Annotated in this window: 13 protein-coding genes; 8 read left to right on the forward strand and 5 right to left on the reverse strand. The window is 63.4% G+C overall.

Annotated features, from left to right (window positions below):
- Positions 1-98 precede the first annotated feature (98 nt).
- Positions 99-2,078, forward strand: a complete 1,980-nt coding sequence (locus ACOEQ1_RS12910; RefSeq protein WP_419759656.1) for a glycosyltransferase — start codon at positions 99-101, stop codon at positions 2,076-2,078.
- Positions 2,078-5,272 (forward strand): glycosyltransferase, encoded by a 3,195-nt coding sequence (locus ACOEQ1_RS12915; RefSeq protein WP_419759657.1) that lies wholly within the window; start codon positions 2,078-2,080, stop codon positions 5,270-5,272. Before ACOEQ1_RS12910 ends, ACOEQ1_RS12915 begins: the two co-directional genes overlap by 1 nt.
- Here the strand turns inward: ACOEQ1_RS12915 and ACOEQ1_RS12920 are convergent.
- Complete coding sequence (locus tag ACOEQ1_RS12920; protein ID WP_419759658.1) at positions 5,269-6,189, reverse strand: rhamnan synthesis F family protein; 921 nt, start codon at positions 6,187-6,189, stop codon at positions 5,269-5,271. The genes ACOEQ1_RS12915 and ACOEQ1_RS12920 overlap by 4 nt on opposite strands.
- A gap of 185 nt (positions 6,190-6,374) precedes the next feature.
- On the opposite strand from ACOEQ1_RS12920, the gene ACOEQ1_RS12925 reads away from it, so the two are divergent.
- The 4 genes from ACOEQ1_RS12925 (at position 6,375) to ACOEQ1_RS12940 (ending at position 16,849) form a co-directional block, all read left to right on the forward strand.
- A complete protein-coding gene (locus tag ACOEQ1_RS12925) occupies positions 6,375-11,384 on the forward strand; it encodes a glycosyltransferase (RefSeq protein ID WP_419759659.1) in 5,010 nt (1,669 codons plus the stop codon).
- Positions 11,385-11,539: 155 nt separating this feature from the next.
- Complete coding sequence (locus tag ACOEQ1_RS12930) at positions 11,540-13,186, forward strand: FkbM family methyltransferase (RefSeq protein WP_419759660.1); 1,647 nt, start codon at positions 11,540-11,542, stop codon at positions 13,184-13,186.
- A gap of 39 nt (positions 13,187-13,225) precedes the next feature.
- The gene (locus ACOEQ1_RS12935; RefSeq protein WP_419759661.1) at positions 13,226-15,757 is read left to right on the forward strand and encodes a glycosyltransferase family 4 protein; all 2,532 of its coding nucleotides are present in this window, start codon (positions 13,226-13,228) and stop codon (positions 15,755-15,757) included.
- Positions 15,758-15,796: 39 nt separating this feature from the next.
- A complete protein-coding gene (locus tag ACOEQ1_RS12940; RefSeq protein ID WP_419759662.1) occupies positions 15,797-16,849 on the forward strand; it encodes a hypothetical protein in 1,053 nt (350 codons plus the stop codon).
- Between the two features lie 62 nt (positions 16,850-16,911).
- Here ACOEQ1_RS12940 and ACOEQ1_RS12945 read toward each other — a convergent pair whose 3' ends face one another.
- From ACOEQ1_RS12945 to ACOEQ1_RS12960, 4 genes are all read right to left on the reverse strand, one after another.
- Positions 16,912-18,162, reverse strand: a complete 1,251-nt coding sequence (locus tag ACOEQ1_RS12945; protein WP_419759663.1) for an SAM-dependent methyltransferase — start codon at positions 18,160-18,162, stop codon at positions 16,912-16,914.
- Between the two features lie 65 nt (positions 18,163-18,227).
- Positions 18,228-18,884: a class I SAM-dependent methyltransferase gene (locus ACOEQ1_RS12950; RefSeq protein ID WP_419759664.1), complete on the reverse strand. Its 657-nt coding sequence runs from the start codon at positions 18,882-18,884 to the stop codon at positions 18,228-18,230.
- Positions 18,885-19,167: 283 nt separating this feature from the next.
- The gene (locus ACOEQ1_RS12955) at positions 19,168-20,139 is read right to left on the reverse strand and encodes a GDP-mannose 4,6-dehydratase (protein WP_419759665.1); all 972 of its coding nucleotides are present in this window, start codon (positions 20,137-20,139) and stop codon (positions 19,168-19,170) included.
- A 2-nt stretch (positions 20,140-20,141) separates the two neighbouring features.
- Complete coding sequence (locus tag ACOEQ1_RS12960) at positions 20,142-21,122, reverse strand: GDP-mannose 4,6-dehydratase (protein WP_419759666.1); 981 nt, start codon at positions 21,120-21,122, stop codon at positions 20,142-20,144.
- A 249-nt stretch (positions 21,123-21,371) separates the two neighbouring features.
- Between ACOEQ1_RS12960 and ACOEQ1_RS12965 the strand changes: the two genes are divergently transcribed.
- Together ACOEQ1_RS12965 and ACOEQ1_RS12970 are read left to right on the forward strand one after the other, a co-directional pair.
- Positions 21,372-22,142, forward strand: coding sequence for a DUF7168 domain-containing protein (locus tag ACOEQ1_RS12965; protein ID WP_419759667.1), 771 nt, complete (start codon positions 21,372-21,374; stop codon positions 22,140-22,142).
- Positions 22,139-22,576 carry a hypothetical protein gene (locus ACOEQ1_RS12970; RefSeq protein WP_419759668.1) on the forward strand — a complete coding sequence of 146 codons (438 nt, stop codon included), beginning with the start codon at positions 22,139-22,141 and terminating at the stop codon, positions 22,574-22,576. Before ACOEQ1_RS12965 ends, ACOEQ1_RS12970 begins: the two co-directional genes overlap by 4 nt.
- The last annotated feature ends 54 nt before the right edge of the window (positions 22,577-22,630 follow it).

Raw genomic sequence — 22,630 nt, forward strand, 5'->3', positions numbered from 1 at the left:
TGCGCTTGCGCGGGGGCGGGGTCCGACGTATCCGGGGAACGGGCGCGAAGCCCAATTGATGCGGCAGCCGCTTTTATCGTCAACGGACAGGTTGGGCTTTGTCTGAGTTTGAGCCGCCCGAGGCGGATGGAGGAGGGGTTGATCAGCCTCTGACTGAGGCACGTCGCCAGATCGCGCTGTTGAGGGCGGAGATCAGAAGCCTGTCGCGGCAACTCGATCGGCAGTCAGCCGACTTCAACCGCCAGTCCGCCGAACTGACAGCGGCTTTGATCAAGAACCAGGAGCTTGAAGCGGCCTTCGCCACCGCTATGGCGGAGCGCGCCAAGATCCTGCAGTCGAGAACCTGGCGCACGGCCCGCGCTGTGCGGAATGTGGCCCGTGCCGGCGAATCGACCGTGTCGCGGCTCCTGCGGCCCTTGGCAACACCCCGGCCGGCGACACTGGTTTCGGCGCCGCCGCTCCCCGATGGGACGCCATCGCCCGCCGACGAGGACAGCTACGAGGGTTGGGCGCGCGCCTACGACAGCCTTTCGGATGCCGGCCGTGACCGGATAAGGACCCGGATCGCGGAACTTGCTGCGCGGCCTGTAATATCGATCGTGTTGCCGAATGATAATGGCCCCGAGCTTCGGCGGCACACGATCCTGTCGCTCGAAAACCAGCTTTATCCGGCGTGGGAACTGTGTCCGGACAACGGGTCGACCGCGACCGGTGCCTTCGTGGCCTTCGTTGAGCCCGGTGATCGCCTGCCGGAACAGACGTTGTTCGAAGTCGCCACAACGCTCGACGTCCATCCCGACGCGGACGTGATTTACTCGGACGAGGACCTGATCGACGATGGCGGCCGCCGTCACGACCCGCGATTCAAGCCTGCGTTCAGTATCGAGTTGTTGCTTGGATGCAACATGATCGGGCGGCTGGCCGTCTACCGCCGCTCACTGCTCGAAGCGCTCGGCGTCCTGCCGTCGGGCCTGGACCACGAGCGGGAGCACGATCTGGCGATACGGGCTGCCTTGGCCACCACCGCGAACCGGATCAGACATATTCCGGCGGTTCTTTATCACCGGCTATCGCGACCCGTGCGGACCGAGCCGTTGCCGACGGTGACCGAAGTGCCGGGTCTGCCGGGTGTTCATTGCGTGGCTGTTGCGGACCATCCCGAATGGAGACGTGTCATCTGGCCGCTGCCCAGTCCGCTTCCGACAGTCAGCCTGATCGTGGCGACGCGCGACAAGCCGGAGTTGCTGGCGCGGTGCGTCACCGGCCTCCTCTACCGCACCGAGTATCCTGACCTCGAGATTCTCGTGATCGACAATGACAGCAAGGAAGCGGGAACCTTGTCCCTGTTCGAGATGCTGAGGAAAGATCGCCGCGTCCGCATCGTCCCGGCGCCCGGAACGTTCAACTTCTCCGCCCTGAACAACATCGGCGTCCGCGCGGCGACGGGCGACGTTGTCGTATTGATCAACAACGACATCGATGTCATCGACGGCGGCTGGCTTCGGGAGATGGTGTCTCATGCCGTGCGGCCCGATGTCGGCGCTGTTGGCGCGAAGCTGGTCTACGCCGATGAACGTCTTCAACATGCAGGCATCGTCCTCGGCGTCGGGCGTCACGAGGCCGGCCCCGGCATCGCCGGCCATTTTGGCCATTTCGCGGAGGCGGACGACGACGGCTATCTCGGGCAATTCGCACTGACGCGGGAGGTGTCCGCGGTTACCGGCGCCTGCCTTGCCCTCCGTCGCGAGGTTTGGGAGGCCGTCGGCGGGTTGGACGAGATCAACCTGCCGGTGTCGTATAACGATGTCGATCTTTGCCTTCGCCTCCGCGCCCGCGGGCTTCGCATCATCTGGACCCCTTTCGCGGAGCTCTACCACCTGGAATCCGCCTCGCGCGGGCGGGACGACACGCCGGACCAGCGCGCGCGTGCAACCCGCGAAGCTCAGTATATGCGTGACCGCTGGGGGCCCGTCCTCGACGACGATCCGTTCTACAACCCTAACTTCGATCGCAGCAGCCACCTGTTCAAGTGGGCGCGCCCTCCCCGCCCGCGACCGTGGCGTGTGGAGACCGTCTGATGGCCAAGCCTGGGCAGGACAGGATCCTGATGGTTATCCCCTCAATAAACGGCGGCGAACTCCTCGCACGCATGCTGCCGACGCTCCGGTTCGCGTCAGCAAACATCGTCGTTCTCGACCAAGGCAGCACTGACGAAACCGCCGCGGTTTGCGCGGAGCATGATGTGCAACTTGTCCAACTCGGGCGGCCGCACACCTACACGGAAGCCTGCAACATCGGCGCCGGCCTCGCCCGCGATCGCGGCGCGGACTACGTCTGCGTGTCGAACAACGACATCGTCTTCCGCACCCCTGTGCTCGACGAGATGCAGGCTGAGATGGACCGGGATCCGCGGCTCGGGATCGTGGCGCCCTCCCAGGTCGTTGTCGACGCATCGCTCAGCAACCAGCCCGTCTCCTACCGAGTGTCGTGGCACCTGGACGACGTGGCGTTCACGCATCAGACCGACCTCGGCGAGCCCGCGGCGCGCCGTCTGGAAGCGGATTTCTGCGAGCTGACCTGTGCCCTGGTCCGCCTGTCGGCGATCGATGAGATCGGTTTTCTCGACGACGAATACGGCTTCTATCATGAGGACGCCGATTTCGGCTTCAGGCTCGGACGAGCCGGCTACAGCTGCGCCTATCTTCCCAAGTCACAGATCGTGCACTTCATCAGCTCGACGATCAACCGGGAGAAGATTTCGGCGAAGGCCCGCTACATCGCGCGCAACAAACTCTATTTCGCACGCAAGCATCTGGGCTACGGCGTCAACCAACGGCTCAGCACCCCGGGCCTCGACGAGCATTGGTCGTTGTTCACGCAAGAGGCTCATCGCTGCCTTCGCCGCTATGGTCTCCTCGACAGCGAAGCTCCCGAACTGATCACGTCCTATCCCGGCACCGAGACCTCGGGCTACCTCTACACCCCCTACGAGGCGGCGGAACTGCCCGACGTATGGAGGCGATTGCCGCAACGGTATCGCGGCATATTCACGTCCACGAAGGCGATGGAGACGGTCTTCAGACGGAGCGGCGCGCGATACAGCTTCTATGTGCCGCCCGGTGTGGAAACCGATAGCTTCAACCCCTGGGGACCGGTGCGCCGGATCTCCGGGAACAAGACCTTCCTCGGCGTTGTCGACGGCCAGCAGCAGCAGTTCCTCCATACCCTGCTCACGGGCTGGAGCCGCTTCTCCCCCGGCCGGGCGAATGTGCGTCTGGTCCTGTTCGGATCAGGGCTGCAGGACGCTCTGGGGCGTCAGCCGGATGCGCGCTATCAGCTGGGGTCTATCGAGATCGCCCATTACGAGGCCGAACGCATCGATGTACACACGGCGTTGAAGCCGCCGTCGGACCAAGATCTGGCGGTGCTGTATCGGTCGGTTGACTACGCGATCGTGCGCTCACGGAGCGACAATCCGTCGCTGCCGGCCCTTCAGTCGATGGCCTCCGGAACGCCGTGCATTCACGTCTACCACGGGTCCATGACGGTGCAATCCGCGGCGGATGTGCCGGGCCTTGTGGTCGCGGCCCCCACCGACATCGCGGGCGAGCGGCTGGCCGCGATGCTGGAGCAAGTCGATGCCTTGGACGAGCGCGCTCGCGAGGCTTTGACCGCGGACGGACTATACAGCGTCCGTGGCCGGTTCACCCTCAGGCACACCGCCATGGGGCTCTACGGCGCCCTGTCGCACCTCCAGATCAGGAGCCCGAGCAAGGTGATCGAGCGCCTGGAACATCGGCCCCCAGCGGTGCAGGCTATCTCGACCAGCCTCGCCGAAGCCGGCGCGACGGCCGTGGCCGCGCCTGCACCGGTGCGGTGGACCGTTCGCCGGCGGCTCAGCGGCGCTGTGGCGCGGCGCGTCAGGGCAGTCGGAAACCTGACGGGCTATTTCGGTCAAATCTGGCAGGAAAGCGGATTTCGCGCCGCCGGCCGGGGGTTGCAGGCCGAGGTGACGCAGATCGTCGGGCGCCGGACGGGCCGCCTGCCCCGGCTCACGCCCGCCGGCGCGCCGCCCCCGCCGGTTCTCCACACCAGTCCGATACCGGAGACTGCCCCTGCGGCCGCGCCGGAAGGGTCTGTTCTCCTCATCGGCTATATCGACGCGCAGCTTGGTCTCGGCCAGTCGCTACGGGGCCTCGCCCTCGCCCTTTCACAGACCAATCTGCCGTTCGGCATTTATCCGTTCGGCGTCGGCGTCGAAGGGCGGCGGTCCGGCTCCTACATGCCTGAGCGCTATGACGAGGTCCGCACCCACACGATCAACGTGATCGAGGTCGGGACCAACGAACTGCCGACGGTCTTCGCGCATGTCAGCGAGGCGCATTTCGCGAGCAGCTACAACATTCTGCGCACCTACTGGGAGTTGAGCCGGGCGCCGGAGGCGTGGCGCGACAACCTCGCTCGGATCGACGAGATCTGGGCTCCCAATCCCTTCATCGCCGAAAGCTTCCGGACAATCTTCACGGGGCCGATCACGGTCGTACCGCCCTGCCTCGATCTTCCCGCGATAACGCTCGATGGCCGGCAGCATTTCGGCCTCGTGAACGGCCGGTTCTATTTCCTTTTCTCGTTCGACTATTTCTCGTTTCCGCAGCGGAAGAACCCGCTCGCGGTCCTCCGCGCCTTCCGGAAGGCGTTCCCGGATCCGTCGTCTCCGGTCGGGCTCGTCATCAAGTCGACCGGCGCGGTCGATCATTTCCCAGCCTTGAAGAGGGCGCTGCGCGCTGCCGCCGACGACGACGAGCGCATTCTCGTCATCGACGAGTCTCTGACACGGCAGGAGATGCTCGCCCTTCTGGACGCCACCGGCTGTTACGTGTCGCTGCACAGGGCGGAAGGATTCGGCTTTGGACTGACCGAGGCGATGGCACTCGCCAAGCCGGTCATCGGCACGGACTATTCTGGCAACACCGAGTTTCTGACGGCGGCGACCGGCTATCCGATCCCGTACAGCCTCAAGCCCATCGGCGCCGACGAGTATATCTACCCCGACGGTCAGGTCTGGGCCTACCCGGATGAGGACGCCTGCGCGGCGGCGATGGTGCGGGTGTTTGGGGAGCCTGAGGACGCGAGAACCCGCGCGGCTGCGGGGCAGCGTTTCGTGATGCACCGCTACGGGCCCGCCACGGTCGGCCACATCGTGGAGCAGCGCGTGCAGGAGATTTTGGCCGAGCGGGCCGTCGCGGCGTCGCCCGCGGAACTTCCTGCCTAAGCGGGACTGTGCGGGAGGCGTATCCTCAGGATGCGCCGCGATAAAGTCGCGAACGGCCCCGGCTGTCGCGTGCGCGGCACAGCCGGTTGCGCCGCCACGTAGGGTGCCGGGAAGTAGGTACTCGGCACATCGGCATGCTGCCGCACCAGGGCCAGGAGTTCAGCCTCCGGCATGGCGGGCTTCGATGCCAGGAGAGCCGGCATGGCGAGTGACAGAAATTTCTGGCGGCGCGCCTCGACGGGAAAGAGGCGCTCCATGGCATGGGCGATCGTGCCGTCGAACTGGCCTTCCTCGGGCTCGAACAGCGCCAGAACATGGGGCGCTGCCAGCGCGGCCAAGGCAGGGCGGCGGAACCAGAACATGGACCCTGCCGCGAAGTAAGTATCCGTCAGTTCCTCTTCGGTCAGCTCCGCACCGAGAGTGTGCATGACCGTGACCATGCCTGGGGCGTTTTGGAGAACCCACGGCTTGACGCTGAGGCAGAATCCGGCCGGCGTCACGAAACCGATGCGGCGATCGTCTTTCAGCCGCCTGATGGCGGCTCTCAACCCCGCATTTCGCGACGGGACGAGGCTGTCGAGGATCTCCGCCAGCCACTGAGCGCCGTCCTCCCGCTGGGGCGACTTCTTGGTGTGCAGCTTCAAGCCGAACTCACATTCCTCCGTCTCCGCCAGCGCCTGGAGAAAGGGGAGGATGTCGCGCCCACGGTTCTCCACGTGCAGGATACGCGAGGCGACCATGAACCTCGTCTCCGGGATGACGATCCTGTTTTCGGCGTGCGACGTCGTCACGATCAGGCGAAAGGGGATCGTGAGGCGCTTGGCGAGCAGCGCGCTCATTCCCCGCCAGATATCGGGATAATGGACATGAACGAAGACCGCGACCGGCGCCTCTCCATCCATCATGAGCAGGAACATCCACTGAAGATCGTCTGGTCTGTCTGCCTAGTCCGGTCGGGACGGTCAACCGGAAAGCCCGGTCCCGCATCGTGCCATCCGGCGGCAGAGCGCGGAAATCCTGAGGCGCGGCTGAGGGTTTAAGCAGAATTGACATCGGTTTCGGCCGGTTCTAGGGCCAGTCGTGTTGGGGAAGGTTGTGTTGGATGGAGAGCCCGCTAAGCGCGGAGACAGGTCGGGATCCGGCGCTCGATCTCCTGACGGATGCTCGTCTGGACGCCCTGTTTCAGGACGCCGCGCCGATCGGCCACGACAGCGCCTGGCTTGGCCACCTGCCCTTCGCGTTTTGGTTGATGCGCGCGGCGCAACCCGCTCTTCTGGTCGAAATAGGGCCGCATCCCGGAGCAGCGTATGCGGCCTTCTGCCAGTCGGTCGCGCGGGACCGGCTCGCTACACAATGTTTCTCAATCGACGTATCGGCGGAAAGCCTGGTTGCTCAAGCGGAGGAAGTCCATGACGACCTCCATGCCCATCTAGAGCAGCGTTTCACCGGATTTTCGCACGTGCTGCGCTGCCGGCTCGACGACGCGCTCGCCCGCTTCCCGAACGGCTCGGTCGATCTGCTGCACATCGACGGGCTGAATAGCTACGAACGCCTGCGCCGTGTCTTCGAGGCCTGGCTGCCAAAGCTGTCGGAACGGGCCGTGGTGCTGCTGCACGGAACCACGGAACGGCAGGCGGGTTTCGAGGTCTGGCGTCTTTGGGCGGAGGTCGCCGCACGATGGCCGGCGTTCGAGTTCGTACACGGCCAAGGCCTCGGCGTCCTATGTGTCGGACCTGACGCGCCCACGGCAGTTCTGGATCTGACGGCGCTGCCGGCAGAAGCGGCAATACGGTTGCGCGACCGCTTCACCTACCTCGGCGGGCGCTGGGAAGCGGAACGGCGCGCCAGACACTTGCGCCGGACCGTTACGCAACACGAGGCCAGTCTGCGCGGACAAGTTGTGGCTCTGGACAAGGCCCGGGCCACGGAGGCGCGTCTGACCCGCTCCCTGGCGGAAGCACGCGCGGAGGCGACCGAAGCGGCGACCGCCGGAACCGAAGCTGCCCGGACGGCCGAGGCCGCGGAAACGGCGCTTTCCCGGGCGCGCGGCCAGATCATCGAGCTGCGCGAGGATCTGGCGGGACTGCGGCGGTCTCAGGATACCCTCCGGGAGACGGCGGCGAACCTCGGCCGCGAGCTGGCGACGGCGAAGGACCTCATGCGGGAGGCCCAGGTCGCGCAACGGGTGGCCGAGGCCGCCCTTACCAGCGCGCGCGACCACGCCCGGCGCCTGGAAATCGACCGCCTGCTGCTCCTGAACTCCACATCATGGCGGGTTGGCGCCGCGGTCGGCCGTGTGGCGGGCGCCGTTCCCGGCCCGCTGCGCCAGCATGCACGCCGCGCGCTCAAGGCGGGCTGGTGGATGGCGACGCCGTGGAAAATCCCGGCGCGCCTCCGCTTCCTGCGGGAGCGGCCCGGTCCGCTGGCGCTCCCCCTCGGCCCGAACGCCGAACCTCCAGCGCTGGCGCCCCTTCCCCCTGCCGCTCCGCCGGACGAGCCGGTGACGCCGGTCAATCCCTACGCCCGGTGGATCGAGGCCTTCGAGCCGGCGGTCTTCATCCAGCTTGGGGACCGCGCGCTTGCCGCGATCGCGCTGCTGCTGCCAACCGCTGCCGATGATGCGGGCACCGCCGCGACCGTCGCCAGCGTGCTCCGCCAGAGCCATGCCGGTTGGACCCTCGTCGTGCCGGACACGGCGGCGGCACGTGCGGCGACCGCCGCGCTCGCGCACGATCGCCGCCTCCTGCTGGTTCCTTGCGTCCCGGAGCTGGACCGCGGCGGCATCCTCGCCGCTCTGCTGGCGTCGGTCTCCGACGAGTGGGTTGGCGTGTTGGACAGCGGCGACGTGCTGTCGCCGGACGCGCTGAAGTCGGTGGCGATCAGCTTGGCGTCGGACGACGGCCTCGCCGCGGTCTATGGCGACGAGGATGTCGTCGACGCTATCGGCGTGCGCTCGGAGCCGCAGTTCAAGCCGGGATGGTCGCCGGAAATGCTGCTGGCGTTCAACTATTTCGGGCGTCTCACCGTGCTTTCCCGCGCCCTTGCCCAGAGTGCGGGCGGCTTCGTCACCGGCCAGGGCGCCGGCGCGGAATGGGGGCTGAACCTGCGGCTGAGCGGTGCGGCTCTGGCAGCCGGCCTGAGGATCGGGCGCCTGCCCGCCGTCCTCTGCCATCGTCCACCGGAAAGCCACCGCGAACGCCCCAGCCCCGGCACGCGCGCCGCCGCCGCTCATCAAAGGGTGCTGCACGACCACTGGATGTCGCAGGGCCGGGCAGGAGCGCAGGTGACGACGCAGCCGGACGGCACCCAGCGCTCGGTCTGGGAGATCCTCGAACAACCGCTCGTCTCGATCGTCGTCGTGGCCAACCGAAAGCCGGCGCTGCTGCGGCGATGTCTCAAGAGCGTGCTTGAAAAGACCGACTACCGCGCGATCGAACTCATCGTCGTGGAGAGGGGGTCGGACGATCCCGACGCACGGCTGTTGCTTGGCGAACTCCGGCAGATCGAACAGGTGCGGGTGGTGGACGCCCCTGAGCCCCTGACGGTTTTCGCCGCCTGCAATCGTGGTGCGAGGGCCGCCAGCGGCTCGCTGCTGCTGTTCCTCGCGGGTGATCTCGAGGTCGGAAATCCAGGTTGGCTTGGTGAGATGGTGCGGATGGCGCTGCTTCCAAGCGTCGGCGTGGTCGGCGCCAAGCTGACCGGCGCCCAAGGCCGCCTGCTGCAGGCGGAGCCTGCCGAGTGGGGCGTGTTCGGCTCGGGCGGCCACCTCCGCAACCGGTCAGCCGTGGCGGGCGCATGCCAGATGGTCCGCCGAGAGGTATTCGAGCGTGCTGGCGGCTTCGACGAAGGCTTCGCCGTGGCGAACGCGGACATCGTGCTCAGCCTTCGCGCCGCGTTGTTCGGCGACCGCACGGTCGTCACGCCCTTCGCGGAACTCTCACGCATGGCCGAGGCAACCGAGGAGGACATTCCGGCGGAGGACATAGCCCGGGCTGCACGGGCGCGGCGCGAGCTCGGCGCCGAAGACGACCGGTTCTTCCACCCGGGGCTCAGTGGGACCAACCCGGTGCCGACTTTGCGCGCGCCGGGCGAGCCTTCCGCAGTCGAGGTCGTTCGCGCGCAGTCGGCGCAACTGCTGGCGGCTTTGCCCGAGCTGGTGGCGCCGCTCGACCTGTTCGACGATGGCGCCGTTCTTGCGGCCACCGGTCTGCCACGGGCTCATGTGCTGCCGGCTTCGAACGCTTCGGCTCCGGTCGAGGACGCGTGGGGTGCGGCACGCTGGATCATCGCCCTGCTGCGCTACCGTCGCGATTTGAGGGTCCGCTTCCCCCACGCTCTCTCCCAGGGGCGCGATGGCGCCTTCGCCGCGTGGCTGGCGGAGGGAACGCGCGATGAAGTGCCGTTGCCTCCGGGTTTGCTGGACCATCTCGACAGCCTCTGGACGCTCGACCCCGCAGCGCGCCCCCGCCAGATCTATGCCTGGCGAGACGATGTGCACGCGGCGCATCCCGTTGGCACGCTGCCGCCCGGCTATGCCGGCCTCGCCCGCTACCTGTTCCGCAGCGGACGGTTCGAGTATGGCCTGCGTCTTGAGGAGGCGTGGTGGCTCCTTCTTTCATGCGCCGAGAACCCGGCGGCGGAACTGGTCCGCGCCTATCGCTTCCACATCGCCTGGCAGCAAGCCCATCCGCTCGGGTTGACAGTCTTCGGTCGCGACATCCTCGCCGGCTGGATTGCGCAGACCTACGACGTGCGCGCCGGGGCCACTTGGCTCGATCCGGCGGTCTGGCCGGAGTTGCCGTCTGCGGCCGACCAGCTTCGGATGGCCTACGCACGCTCGGCAGACTGGCGGCGAGAACATCCGCGCGCCTGCGACAACCGGGACGCGGCGACGGCACTGCTTACATGGCTGGCGAGCCCCGCCGCCGGGCTACCCCAGCCGCAGAGGCGTTGGTGCATGGCCGCGCTTCAAGATGGTGTGGCCACCGATCTGACCCGGCCAGCCGTCAACGTCATGGGGCACTTCTGCTACCCGTCCGGCTTGCGGGTTTCGGTGGAGGCCATGGCGGACGCCCTGGAAGAGGCCGGGGCCGACGTGACGCGACGCGATGTGCGCACGAGGTTCGAGAGCGACCGGGCGCATATCAGCTACGGCGGCCTGGAGAGTGCCGACGTGACGATCATCCACGTCCAGCCGGGCGATCTGTTCCGCCACGCCTACGAGCGCGCCGACCTCGCCGAACGGTCCCCGCGCACGTATCGGATCGCCTACTGGTACTGGGAGCTCGACGAGGTGCCGCGGGCCTGGACAGAGGTTGCCCGCACCGTCGACGAGATTTGGACGGCCACGGAGTTTGTCGGAGATGCGGTTCGGCGGGTCGTCATGGACCGGCCGGTGCGGGTTCTCTTTCCGGGCGTGCGACTCGGGCCGTTCACGCCTTGCCCGCGTGAGGCGCTGGGGGCGCCGGCGCGCGGAGAGGGCCGCTTCGCCTTTTTGTTTTCGTTCCACATGGCCTCGATCGGCGAGCGGAAGAACCCGCTTGGCCTCATTCGCGCCTTCCGGCGAGCCTTCAGCCCCGAGGAGGCCGTCGATCTGGTACTGAAGACCACGTCCGAGCCGCAGCATGCGGCCGAGCTTAAGGCTCTGCGGGCGGCGGCGGCGGGCGCCAACGTCACGATCATCGACCGCGTCTTCACGCCGGAGGAGACGCTGGCCCTGATGGATGGGTGTGACGCCTATGTCTCGCTGCATCGCGCGGAGGGATTGGGCCTGACCATGGCGGAGGCCATGCTGTTGGGCAAACCTGTGATCGCGACCCGCTATTCCGGCAATCTGTCGTTCATGGACGACGGCAACAGCTTGCTGGTGGATTGCGAGGTGCGCGCGCTTGGCCGGGAGTTCCCGCCCTACGATGCCGCGGCGCGGTGGGCGGAACCCTCCGAGGCGCATGCGGCAGAGCTGATGCGCGGACTTTATGACGATCCGGCGACAGCGGCGGCTCTTGGGCGGCGTGGGCAGGATGCGGCGCGCCGGTTCCTTGCACTGTCGACGGCCGGACGCCGCATGGCGGAACGGTTGACGGAGATCAGGACCTACGCGCCCCGCGAGTGACGTAGGCTCCACAACCAGCATGCTCTAGCTCAGCTAGCGGTAAGTGGCTGGGCACGTTACCCTTCGCCGTGTATGCCCGATTAGAATCAACATCCCGCTGGAGCATCCTGACCTCCTTCAGCAACCTGCGACCGACGAAGCGACAAAGGTATCGAATGACTTTTATCTCCTATGCTCAGAACGGCGAGGATGTCATCCTTTGGCGCGCCCTGAAGCATATCGAAAACGGTTTTTACATCGATGTCGGCGCGTGCGACCCCGAGGAACTCTCGGTCACAAAGGCGTTCTATGAGCGTGGTTGGCATGGTGTGAACATCGAGCCTGTCCGCGAGTATTACGACCTCTGTGTCCACAAGCGTCCCCGGGACAAGAACATAAACGTCGCTGTGACAGCGCGGTCCGGTATATCCCGCTTCATGACGGTTAGAGGCACTGGCCTCTCAACGACCGTCGACATGTTTGCGGCTGAAGCGGCAAATCGGGGGTGGGACGTGGAAGCCCACGACGTGTTGTCGCTGTCGCTCGCGGATATCTGCGCAACATTATCGGTTGGCGACGTGCACTTCCTTAAGATTGACGTGGAGGGCGCGGAGCGGGCTGTACTCGAGGGTGCGGATTTCGAACAGGTTCGCCCGTGGATTGTTTTGGTGGAGGCAACCGAGCCCTTAAGTACTCAACGAAGCGAGCATCTTTGGGAACACATCCTCCTTCAGGCAGGCTATCAACGGGCGTTCTTTGACGGCGTGAACCTGTACTTCGTGGCGCAAGAACACAGCGAGCTGATCACAACATTGGCTGCCCCTCCAAACGCGCTCGACGATTTCAAACCGGTCCGCATGGCCCAGCTCGAGGAGCAGGCCGTGCATATCGCGGCTCAACTCGAAGCAGCAAGTCAGGAGCGCGAGGAGCAGCATCGGAAGCTGGGGGATGAGCAGAAGGAAAAAGATGCGCTCAAACAGCTGCTGGAAGATCTGCGACTGCAGCACTCCAGCCTCGAGACGGCCGTGGCCGATCAGGCGAGGGCTCATGATTCCGAACTAGTCCGACAGGCGGAAGCGCATAGGCTGGAGAACGCGAGGCAGTCAGAAGAGCATAGGCTCGAGATCGCAAGACAGGCGGAGACACATCAGATGGAGCTTGTGCGCCAGGCTCGCGTGGTTACTGATCTTCGGGCTGAAATTGTTCATCAAGCATTTAGCGCGACGCAAAAAGTCGATTTTGTGGTCAGAAGATTAGCTCAGTCACGCCGCCACATCTTGGCATTGGAAGAACGCCTCCATGCGCAGCAGCACGCGCTTGATAGCATCGCGGGGCTAGTCGGCCCGGACACGGACACTAACGAAGCGCCTGTCAATGTCGCATCTGCTCTCAAGGCGAAGCTGGATAGGCAAACGAGGAAAATCGATGACCTCGAGGCCCACATTCAGAGCATTGTGAATACCCACTCATTCGTTGCAAAGCATCGAGACGACCTCCTGATGAGCACATCCTGGCGCGTGTCCGCCCCGCTACGGAAGGCAAAGACTGCGTTTCGGATTATCCGGTCGCAGCCACATCTGGTACTGCCACTTGTCGTCCAGAACGTGCGCCGTCCCAGCCTGACAGCGCCCGGAAATCCTGCCACCGCGCCAATGTTCCTCGATCCGCCGTCGGTCCAGCACCAGGACGTTCCCCCGGCGCATCTCCCCGCACGGGAGCTAATCAGGAACAGGTCACACGAGGCAAAAACTGACAGACACGACACCATCGTCACATCGATACGTTACGGCATTGGTCTGCGGCGACTGCGAAGCCAATACTAGTCGCCGAAGCGTTAGAACTAACCCTGGGATAGCAAACTGATGCGAATTGCGGTCGACATGCAGGGCGCCTTGACCGATGGGTCGCGCCGCCGTGGAATTGGACGGTACACATCGCACCTTATCGAAGCGGTAGCGCAAGAGCCGAACAATCATGATCTGCGCCTCGTACTCAACAGCAGATTCGGCGATGCCTGCAACGAGACTGAACGCCGTTTCAACGGTTTGCTTCCAAAGCAGGCGCTGTCCACCTATGCCGTCCCAGACTCGGAGGGTTTTCACACGCCTGTCACGTCTCCACGGAGACGAATAGCTGACGCCATCGTGAGACGCCATATCGCTGCCCTCCAGCCGGACGTCTTGCTCTTCTCGAGTATGTTTGAGATTGCTCCGGAAGACTTCAGCCCCATAGATTTTCGAACTTATCCGGCACGAGTGACTGCAGCTATAGTCTATGATTTTATTCCAGTTGTGTTCGAGGAACTCTACCTTCAGGATAGACGAGTGCGGCAAAACTTTTTCGCGACGATGGATGTTCTGAAGACAGCTGATCTTCTTTTCGCGATTTCGGAGTCGGCGCGGCAAGATGCCATCGCATGGCTCGACGTAGAGCCCGACCGCGTTGTCAACATTTCGGCAGCGGCAGACGATCGGTTCCGCCAGCTTCCTATGGCAGAAGAAGAACGTCGACGTGTGCAGACGAGGTTTGGCTTGACGCGTCCTTTTGTCATGTATGTCAGCGGAGCCGATCCTCGGAAGAACCTGAGAGGGGCGGTAGAAGCCTTTGCGGCCTTGGACGTCGGGGTAAGACGCTCGCACCAACTTCTTCTGGTTACGTCTCTTGCCGGAGCGACGGCAACTGAGTTTGAACGCTTTGCACTGGACCTAGGCTTGGAGCCAGACAGTCTCATTCTCGCGCGCGATGTCACGGATGACGACTTGGTTAGACTGCTCAATACCTGCCGCTGCTTCATTTTCCCTTCGCTCTATGAGGGATTTGGGCTTCCCATCCTGGAAGCCATGCAATGTGGGGCACCGGTGATTGCGGCCGGCAACTCCAGCATACCCGAGATTGTTAATCGGAGTGACATCCTATTTGACCCGACGCGAACTGCCTCAGTTGCACAAACATTGCAGCGCGTGCTGACAGATGAGAGCCTTCGTCAAGACCTTGCCAGCTGGGGCCTGGAACGCGCGAAGGCATTCACCTGGCCAAAATCAGCCCGGTTGATGCTCGATGCCCTGGAGCGTCACATAGGAGCAGCGCGCATTGCACCGCACGTCATGCCATGCGAACTGCTCGATCTTGATGGAGCAAAGACAGAGTTTGTCGAGGTTCTTGCTGGTGCGCCCGAGTGTGACGACGATCTTGAAGATTTTGTCGCCTGTCTGCTCCGCAGCGTTCCCTCGTTCAAGTCAGACTCGCAAAAGCGTCTATTGATCGATGCAACCGACACGAGCCAATCTGCCAACTGGACAGGCATTCAACGCGTTGTCCGGCATCTTGTCTCAAGTTTTTACGAACTCAGTACCGTGGATTCGCTGGTTCCATTGGCTGTGCGCCTGGAAGTGGATGGCCCTGTGTCTATCCCGGCTTTCACCGCAAGTGTGTTGGGCCACAACCCGATCACCGCCTCGTACCCGATCGAGATACAGCCAGGCGACGACCTTTTCATGCTCGATTCAAACTGGATCCGTTACCCAGAGTATAACCGGGTTTTCGACGACGTGAAGCACCACGGCGGAAGGGTCATCACTTGTGTTTATGATCTGATTCCGGAGTTTCATCCCCAGGTCTGTCTGTCGGGTGTTCCGGAAGTCCACGAGCGCTGGCTGCGGACAGCGATCGCCACCAGCAATGCAATACTATGCATTTCGCGTGCGGTTGCAGATGAGCTTGTCATCTACATTCGACGTTACAACGTACCGCACATGAAAAATCTCAAGATCGGCTGGTTCCACTGTGGTTCGGACATCAGACTTCTAGGATCAAACAGAACACCCGGTCCTCTGGCACTGCAAGCGTTCAGCGGTGATAGCCCTACCTTTCTTTCCGTGGGCACGTTGGAGCCGCGAAAAAACCATGCTGTTCTCCTGGATGCATTTGATTCCCTTTGGGACCGTGGAGTGGCCGCAGATCTATGCGTTATCGGGCGAAAAGGATGGAACATTGAGAAGTTGGAGAGCCGAATTCTCAATCATCCCCAGTTGGGAAAGCGGCTGCACTGGCTTGCCGACGCTTCCGACGACGACCTGGTTTATGGCTACAAGCGCGCCACCGCGGTTATATGCCCCTCCATCGCCGAGGGCTTCGGATTGCCGGTTGTGGAGGCGGCGCGGATGGGTTGTCCCGTTATCTGCAGCGATATTCCGGTGTTCCGTGAAATCGGCTCGAACGGTGTCCTTTACTTTCCGCCAAACGAGCCAAAGAGCCTGGCGAGCTTGCTTGAGCGCTGGCTGGCGGGTGACCGTCATGCAAATTCTATTTCAGTCTTACAAAGCTCATGGAGCGATGCCGCGGCTCGAATCCACCAAGTGCTTTATGAGGACGATTGGTACTTAATCCTTGAATGAACGTCGCCCTCCGTTGGCGACTGTAGCAAGAGGCATATAGTGAAGGTTCTTCAGAACGCGCGATTGAAGATTGATGCTCTGCGACATGCCTACTCACGGGACGCTTTCGCTGCTGAGCGAAGCGCCTTGACGGAAGAGCGTTTCCGACTCCAGGCTGAACGGGAGCGTCTGTCTGGGGAAGCTGAGCGTCTTCGCCTTCAACGGGATGCCACGCCAGTCGATAGCCCGTTCATGCATTATCAAGCGACGTTTGATGCCCAATCGCTCGTTCGGCGTCATGCCGTCTCCGGCTTGACCGGGACGCCCGGCTACGTAACCAATTTCCTCGGCGTCAAAGCTCCCCCGGAGTTCCTTCCCGAAGTCATACGTCAGCAACTTGGACAGGTCGAAGGTGTTCCCATTCCAGCGAATTGGCACGCAGACGTCGCGGAGTGGGCCGGAGCGCTGCGTGCGGTGGAGCTTGCCCGTGGGAGTTTCACAGTGATTGAACTCGGTTGTGGTTGGGGTTGCTGGATGAATAACACGGGCGTCGCGGCTCGTCGGCTCGGCCTGGACGTCCGAGTGATCGGGGTTGAAGGCGATGAAAATCATGTGGCTTCGGCCGCACGCACCTGCGAAGTAAACGGGTTGCATCCGGAGCAAGTCACGCTGCATCACGGCATCGCGGCCGCTCGGTCGGGGCTCGCACTTTTCCCTAAACAGGAAGGCGTTCATTGGGGCGGCCAGCCGATCTTCGACCCGTCGGATGAACAACGGCAGCAAGCTCGTATATCCGGCTCATACGAAGAACTACCGATTTTTTCAATCTTGGAGTTGACCGCTGAGCATAAGAAGATCGACCTACTCCATGTGGATATTCAAGGCGGAGAGGCCGACCTAGTCAGGGACAGCCTGTCTCTCCTGAAGCAGAAGGTCGCCTATATGGTCATCGGCACGCACTCGCGCCAACTGGAGGGCAGATTGTTCGACAACTTGCTCAATGCCGGATGGCACCTTGAAGTCGAACGCCCCGCAATCCTCGGACTGGCCGAGGCGGGCCCGCATGTCGTTGTCGATGGCGTGCAGGCCTGGCGAAACCCGCTCCTTGTCTAAGTCAGCCCGTGCGCGGGCCGAATCTCACGCACAAAGCAGACGGTAAATGTTGCGCGTTAAATTCAAGCTCCGGGTAGATCTTTTTCGGTTATTTCGACACGTGCTATTGCCCCGGAACATCCCGGCTCGCACAAGAGACGCGTTTCCAGGCCGCTCTCGTCGTCGTCCAGTTGAAATGAAATTGTTGCGCGTGGTCTAGCTTCGGACAGATCGGCGAGGTCAAGGTCCTTGAAGTCAAGGAGACTGGTTCCGCCGGAAGCCGCGATTTCAAAACGGGCCCGCCCGGTCAAGGACGTGTTGATGTCGAATTGGATTGTAGCGTCATAGCGACCGGCAGGCAGAGAGATGTACGGGCCAAACAACCCGTATCCTGCCCTCCCATCAAGCACAATGAGTTCCTGCTGACGCGTACCCGCCAAGCTCTGCAATCTCGGATCGGACGCGGGAACTATGATAGGCTCGACCGGCTCAACCGTCGCCCGCCATACGTTGATCCATGGGAGGTCAAGCGAGCGAGAAACCGATGGCTTCAACCCTACGCGGCGCAGGGCGGCCCGAAAATACCGATCGTGGAATCCAAGCTCCAGCCAACCGTTCTGCCGTATGGCCCAGAGAGACTCGCCGTCCGTTCGCACGCCCCACGGCAACGGGAAGTCTCGGCTAATAGGCTCAGCTCCGAAATAGACACGTCCGCCGGGAGCGAGCGCAGCAGGCAGTGCACGCAGAAGCCTTGCATGATCAGCACAGTGATGAAACGATTCGAAGAAGACGATGGCGTCGAAATCTCTTGCCGCGCGCTCGATCCAGAAGAAGTCGTCGTTGACGACATTGACAGCCAAGTTCAGGGCTTGTGCGCGCGCTCGGACCAGGGCGCAGAAACGAGGCTCGATATCCAGTGCTGTCACATCAAAACCGAACTGTGCCAGGGCCATGGTCGTATTGCCCCAGCCTGGGCCCACGTCGAGCACCCGCGCGCCCGGTTTCAGGTCAAGGTTACGCAGGAGGAAAGCAATTGCGGACAGGTGAGCTCCGGCCACTGCCGGGCTGGAGGTATAGGGGAACGGCCGCTTCAGTGCTGCGTCGACGTCAAAGACCGTTTCTTCGTTGCTTGTCTTGTACTGCCGACCGGAAATGAACTCGTAGAAGCCCATTTGGGCAGCAGCGTAATCGGGCGAGAACGGATCAGGTGGAACCTGAGCCGCGAAATCCACGCAGAAAGTGCTGAAGATCTGGCGCAACGCATCGTCCGATGTCGCCGCCGCGCAGTCCTTGAGCTTTTTGTCCAAAGCATCAAGAGTTGTCAAAACCTTCACGTGCGCCCTCTCTAGCTGATCATGTGGCTTAGAATATGACGGCACCCGCGTCGCGGATACAGGCTTCACTCGTTCGGCGGTGAGTTTCCCTTCTGGATGATCAACAGAATTGACGTTGAGATGTGCGGACCCAAAAGCAGTTTCACGTGCTTGCGGCCATGTGTGAAATAGGGAGGATAATCGTAATCAATATCATGCAAGTGCGCGCCCGGGTTAAAATCAACGGATTCTAGTGCGGCGCCATTCCGGCGTAGCATGTAGTCTAGTGTCTCGATGTCCATTTTGCGGTAGATGACGCTACCGCCGCTTTCCCACGTCTCGGTGTTGGATGCCACGTTGAACTCTGTGGTGTGGACGGCGACGCCACCTGGCTTTATCAATCGCATAGCTTCTGTCACGAACTTGAAGCCAGCTTGAAGACTACCTAAATGCTCGAACGAACAAGAGCTCCACACAAAATCGAAGCTTTCAGTCGAGAATTCGCATAGGTCTCTCATGTCCGCCGGAGCGAATCGCACGTTCCGCTTGAAGGTTTCTTGATCGACGAGAGCGGGGTGGAAGAGATGGTCCGCAGATCGCGCGTACTCGTCGGAGAGGGACCAACCTGCCTCGTCCGATCCCAAGTCAGTTCCGAGCACCTCGACCCCGTGCGCCGCGAGAGCTGACGGAAGAGGCTCTTTGCCGACCGCAAATCCGAGACCCGAGCGATCGCGCTGCAGCATCCCTCGTTCCTGCAAGACCGCCATTATCGCGCACCATTCCCAGGCTTTGCGAGAGATGGTGCGGTCGGGCCGGTGAAGATCCTGGTCCGCGGGCTCGAGGTTCAGTTTTTGTGCCCAGTGGACATACCAGTCTTCATGGAAGTGTTCGTATCTGCAAACTGTCGACCTCAGCACATGCTCTACCTGTTGCTGTGATGGTGAGGAAACATGATCGCGCAGAAGAGCCCCGTGATGAACGAAGCCCCCACCGGACGACAAAGCTCATATTTGACGAACCCCTTCGTCAAGAGTGGTAAACCCTTCCCCGCCAATCGCTCAACACCACGTCGAGAGTTTCGTCCCACGGCACCGTCGGCGTCCAGCCTAAATCGTGAGCGGCGCGGCCCGCATTCCCCGCGACGCGCTCCACATCGGTCGGACGAAGCCTGTCGGGCTCCAGCTCCACCGCCGGCGTCACCCCGCTGCGAGCGATCAGCGCGTCGAGGATGTCGCCGATCCTGCGTGGCGTGCCGGATGCGATGTTGTAGACAGCGCCCGGGATGGTCCCGGCTGCCAACGCGGCCCCATAGGCCGCACAGACATCCCGCACGTCGAGAAAATCCCGCCAGCGGTCAAGGGCGCCAACCTGCATGACCGGCGCCTGCTGCCCGGCCTCTATGCGCGCGATCTGACGGGCGAAGCTCGCCACCACAAAGCTCGGCGTCTGCCCGGCGCCGGTGTGGTTGAAGGCCCGCAGCCGGACAGCATCGAGCCCGCGCAGCGCCATCTCGCCGACCGCCAGATCGCAGGCCGCCTTGGATGCGGCATACGGGTTGGCCGGACGCAACAGCGCCCCTTCGTCGAGCGGCGCCGTGTCGCGGAAACTCATCCCATAGATCTCCGCCGAGGAGGCCAGCACAAAGCGGCAATGGCGCGCATGGTGCAGCACCGCCTCGGCCAAAGCCACCGTGCCCATGAGGTTCGCGCGCCAACTCGCGAGCGGATCGTTGAAGGAGGTTGCCACGGAGGCCTGCGCCGCGAGATGGATCAGCCCGTCCGGCTGCGTCTCGGCGATCATCGCCGCGCAGGCCGCGGGCTCCAGCAAGTCGAACGGAACCACCCGATCCGCGCCGTCAGGCGATGGCAGCGCCCCATCCTCAGGGCGGCACGCGGCGATCAACTCGGCCTCCGGGAAGCGGCTCCGCAACAGCACGAGCAGATGGCGTCCGACAAATCCCGCGGCACCCGTCACCAGCAGGCGGCCGTAGCCGGGCATTGTCAGGCAGTCCGCTCGCGATGCCGGGCAAGATCGGCCTCCACCATCTCGGCGATCATCTCCTCGAGAGTGATCTCTGGCTTCCAGCCGAGCTTGGTCTGCGCTTTGGTCGGGTTGCCGAGCAGCACCTCGACCTCGGCGGGCCGCAGGAAGGCCGGATCGATCGTCACGTAATCCTCGTAGTCAAGCCCGACGTGCCGGAAGGCGAGCGCGCACATGTCGCGGATCGAGGTCGTGCGGCCGGTGGCGACAACGTAATCGTCCGCCACCTCCTGCTGCAGCATGAGATGCATCGCCCGGACGTAATCGCGCGCATGCCCCCAGTCGCGGGTCGCGTCGAGATTGCCCATGGGCAGGGTCTGTGCCAGCCCGAGCTTGATGCGCGCGGCGCCGTCGGTGACCTTGCGGGTCACGAACTCGATCCCGCGCAGCGGGCTCTCATGGTTGAACAGGATCCCCGAACTCGCGTGCAGCCCGAAGCTCTCGCGGTAGTTCACCGTCATCCAGTGGCCGTAGAGCTTGGCGACGGCGTAGGGAGAGCGCGGATAGAATGGCGTCGTCTCGCTCTGCCTCGGTTCCTGGATGAGGCCGTACATCTCGGACGAGCTTGCCTGGTAGAAGCGCGCGTCTGGAACCTCGATCCGCACAGCTTCCAGCATGATGCCGACGCCGAGCGCGGTTACCTGTCCGGTCAGGATCGGCTGGGTCCAGGAGGTTTTGACAAAGCTCTGGGCGCCGAGGTTGTAGACCTCATCCGGCTTCACCTCGCGCAGAATGCGCAGCACGGAGGAGAGATCGAGGATGTCGCCATCGAGCATGCGGATCTGGCCGGCGATGCCAAGCCACCTGAGGCGCCCGTCGATCACGTCGGCCGAGGCCGATCGCCGGAGAAGACCATAAACCTCATAACCTTGGCCGAGGAGGAGCTGAGACAGGTAGGCCCCATCCTGGCCGGTTACGCCGGTTATCAAAGCACGCTTCATATGGGTAGTCCTTGGACAGGCGTTGTCAGGGAAGGATGCTGTGTCAGATCTTGGATAAGCCGCCAAGCGTTTGCTTGCCAGCCTCGGCAGACTGGTCGGATGGGGCTGATGCCATGATGGGTTAAGAGGCCGAGGTGCAAAGTCCTCAGGACTTGGCGAGATGGTCGGGACGCGCCATTGAGAACTGCGGGAGCAACCAGGATCACAAGACGGCACTTGCCGTAGTTCCCGTCTTGTTCACAAGTGCACGTGGCGCGCGAGGAATTACGGACACTGGCCCAGAACCCACCTCATAACGCGCAGACCGGGGAGCTCGACCGGGTCAAAGCCCGCATCAGGACGCTCACCGAGCGCACGGTCACCAGAGGGTGTACCGAAGCGGAGGCCATGGCGGCGGCGGCCATGGTGGGGCGGTTGCTCGAGCGCTACGCCCTCACGATGCAGGAAGTGGACGTGCGCGATGAAGCCTGCGTTCAGGTGGAGGTGCCGCTCGGTGGCGTCCGTCGGCGTCCGATCGACCTCTGCGTGCCTGCCATCGCGCGCTTCTGCGAGTGCAAGGTCTGGCTCGCCCGGTCGGAGGTGAGCGCCCGCTACGTGTTCTTTGGCTTTGCCACCGACACAAAGCTGGCGGCCTATCTGTTCGCGGTGATCGACCGCGCCATCGGGACCGATGTGCTGGCGTTCCGGCGGGGCAGCCCTTCACTTGCCGGGGCCGCGCTCCGCCGCGCCTCGGTGAGCTTCAAGCAAGGCATGGCAACGCGCATCGCCGAGCGGCTCGAGACGATGCATGCCGAGCGGGAGGCGAACGTCGCCGCCAATCGTGTGGCAGGAACCGCGCTGATGGTGATCAGGCACCAGGTCGTGGAGGACGCGTTCCGCGCCACCAAGATCAAGTTGCAAACGTTGCCGGGCGTCACGCTACGGCGGGACGGTGCATACCGGGCGGGGCGGCTCGCCGGGGACAGCGTCAACCTTCGCAGGCCGCTCGGGGAGAACGCGAAGGCGGCACTCCCGCGATGAGCGGCCGCGACCGTCAGCGCAGCCGCGTCTATGGTTGGGAAAATCGGTTCGTCGTGCCGCATGACCAGACAACCATTCCGATAACGGCGGCGCAGGCCATGGTCGATACGATCTGGGCGGAGATGGCGCTGCTTTATCCGCCGCGCGTTGAACCCCTGCCCGCCGGTGTTCGCAGGCGTCTCGCCGACGCCGACCGGCTCACCATCCGGCTGCCGGCTGAAACTCCCTCATGGTGCCTGCTGCATGAGCTGGCTCATGCAATGACCTCGGAACACGATGGCGCCAGTGATGGTCATGGCCCCTCGTTCATGGCCATCTACGTCGAGCTGCTGTGTCGCTACATGCGGCTCGACGCGTCCCACCTCAGGGCGACCGCCGCGGCGGCGGGCGTCTCGGTCGCTGACACCGTGAGGCCCAGCTTTGTCAGCGCATAGGCCGCATCTCTCTTTGTGACTTTTCACGAGAGCGCATGAAGCGCCACCCAAAGT

The organism is Acidisoma sp. (genome assembly GCF_965199065.1).
Lineage (GTDB): Bacteria > Pseudomonadota > Alphaproteobacteria > Acetobacterales > Acetobacteraceae > Acidisoma.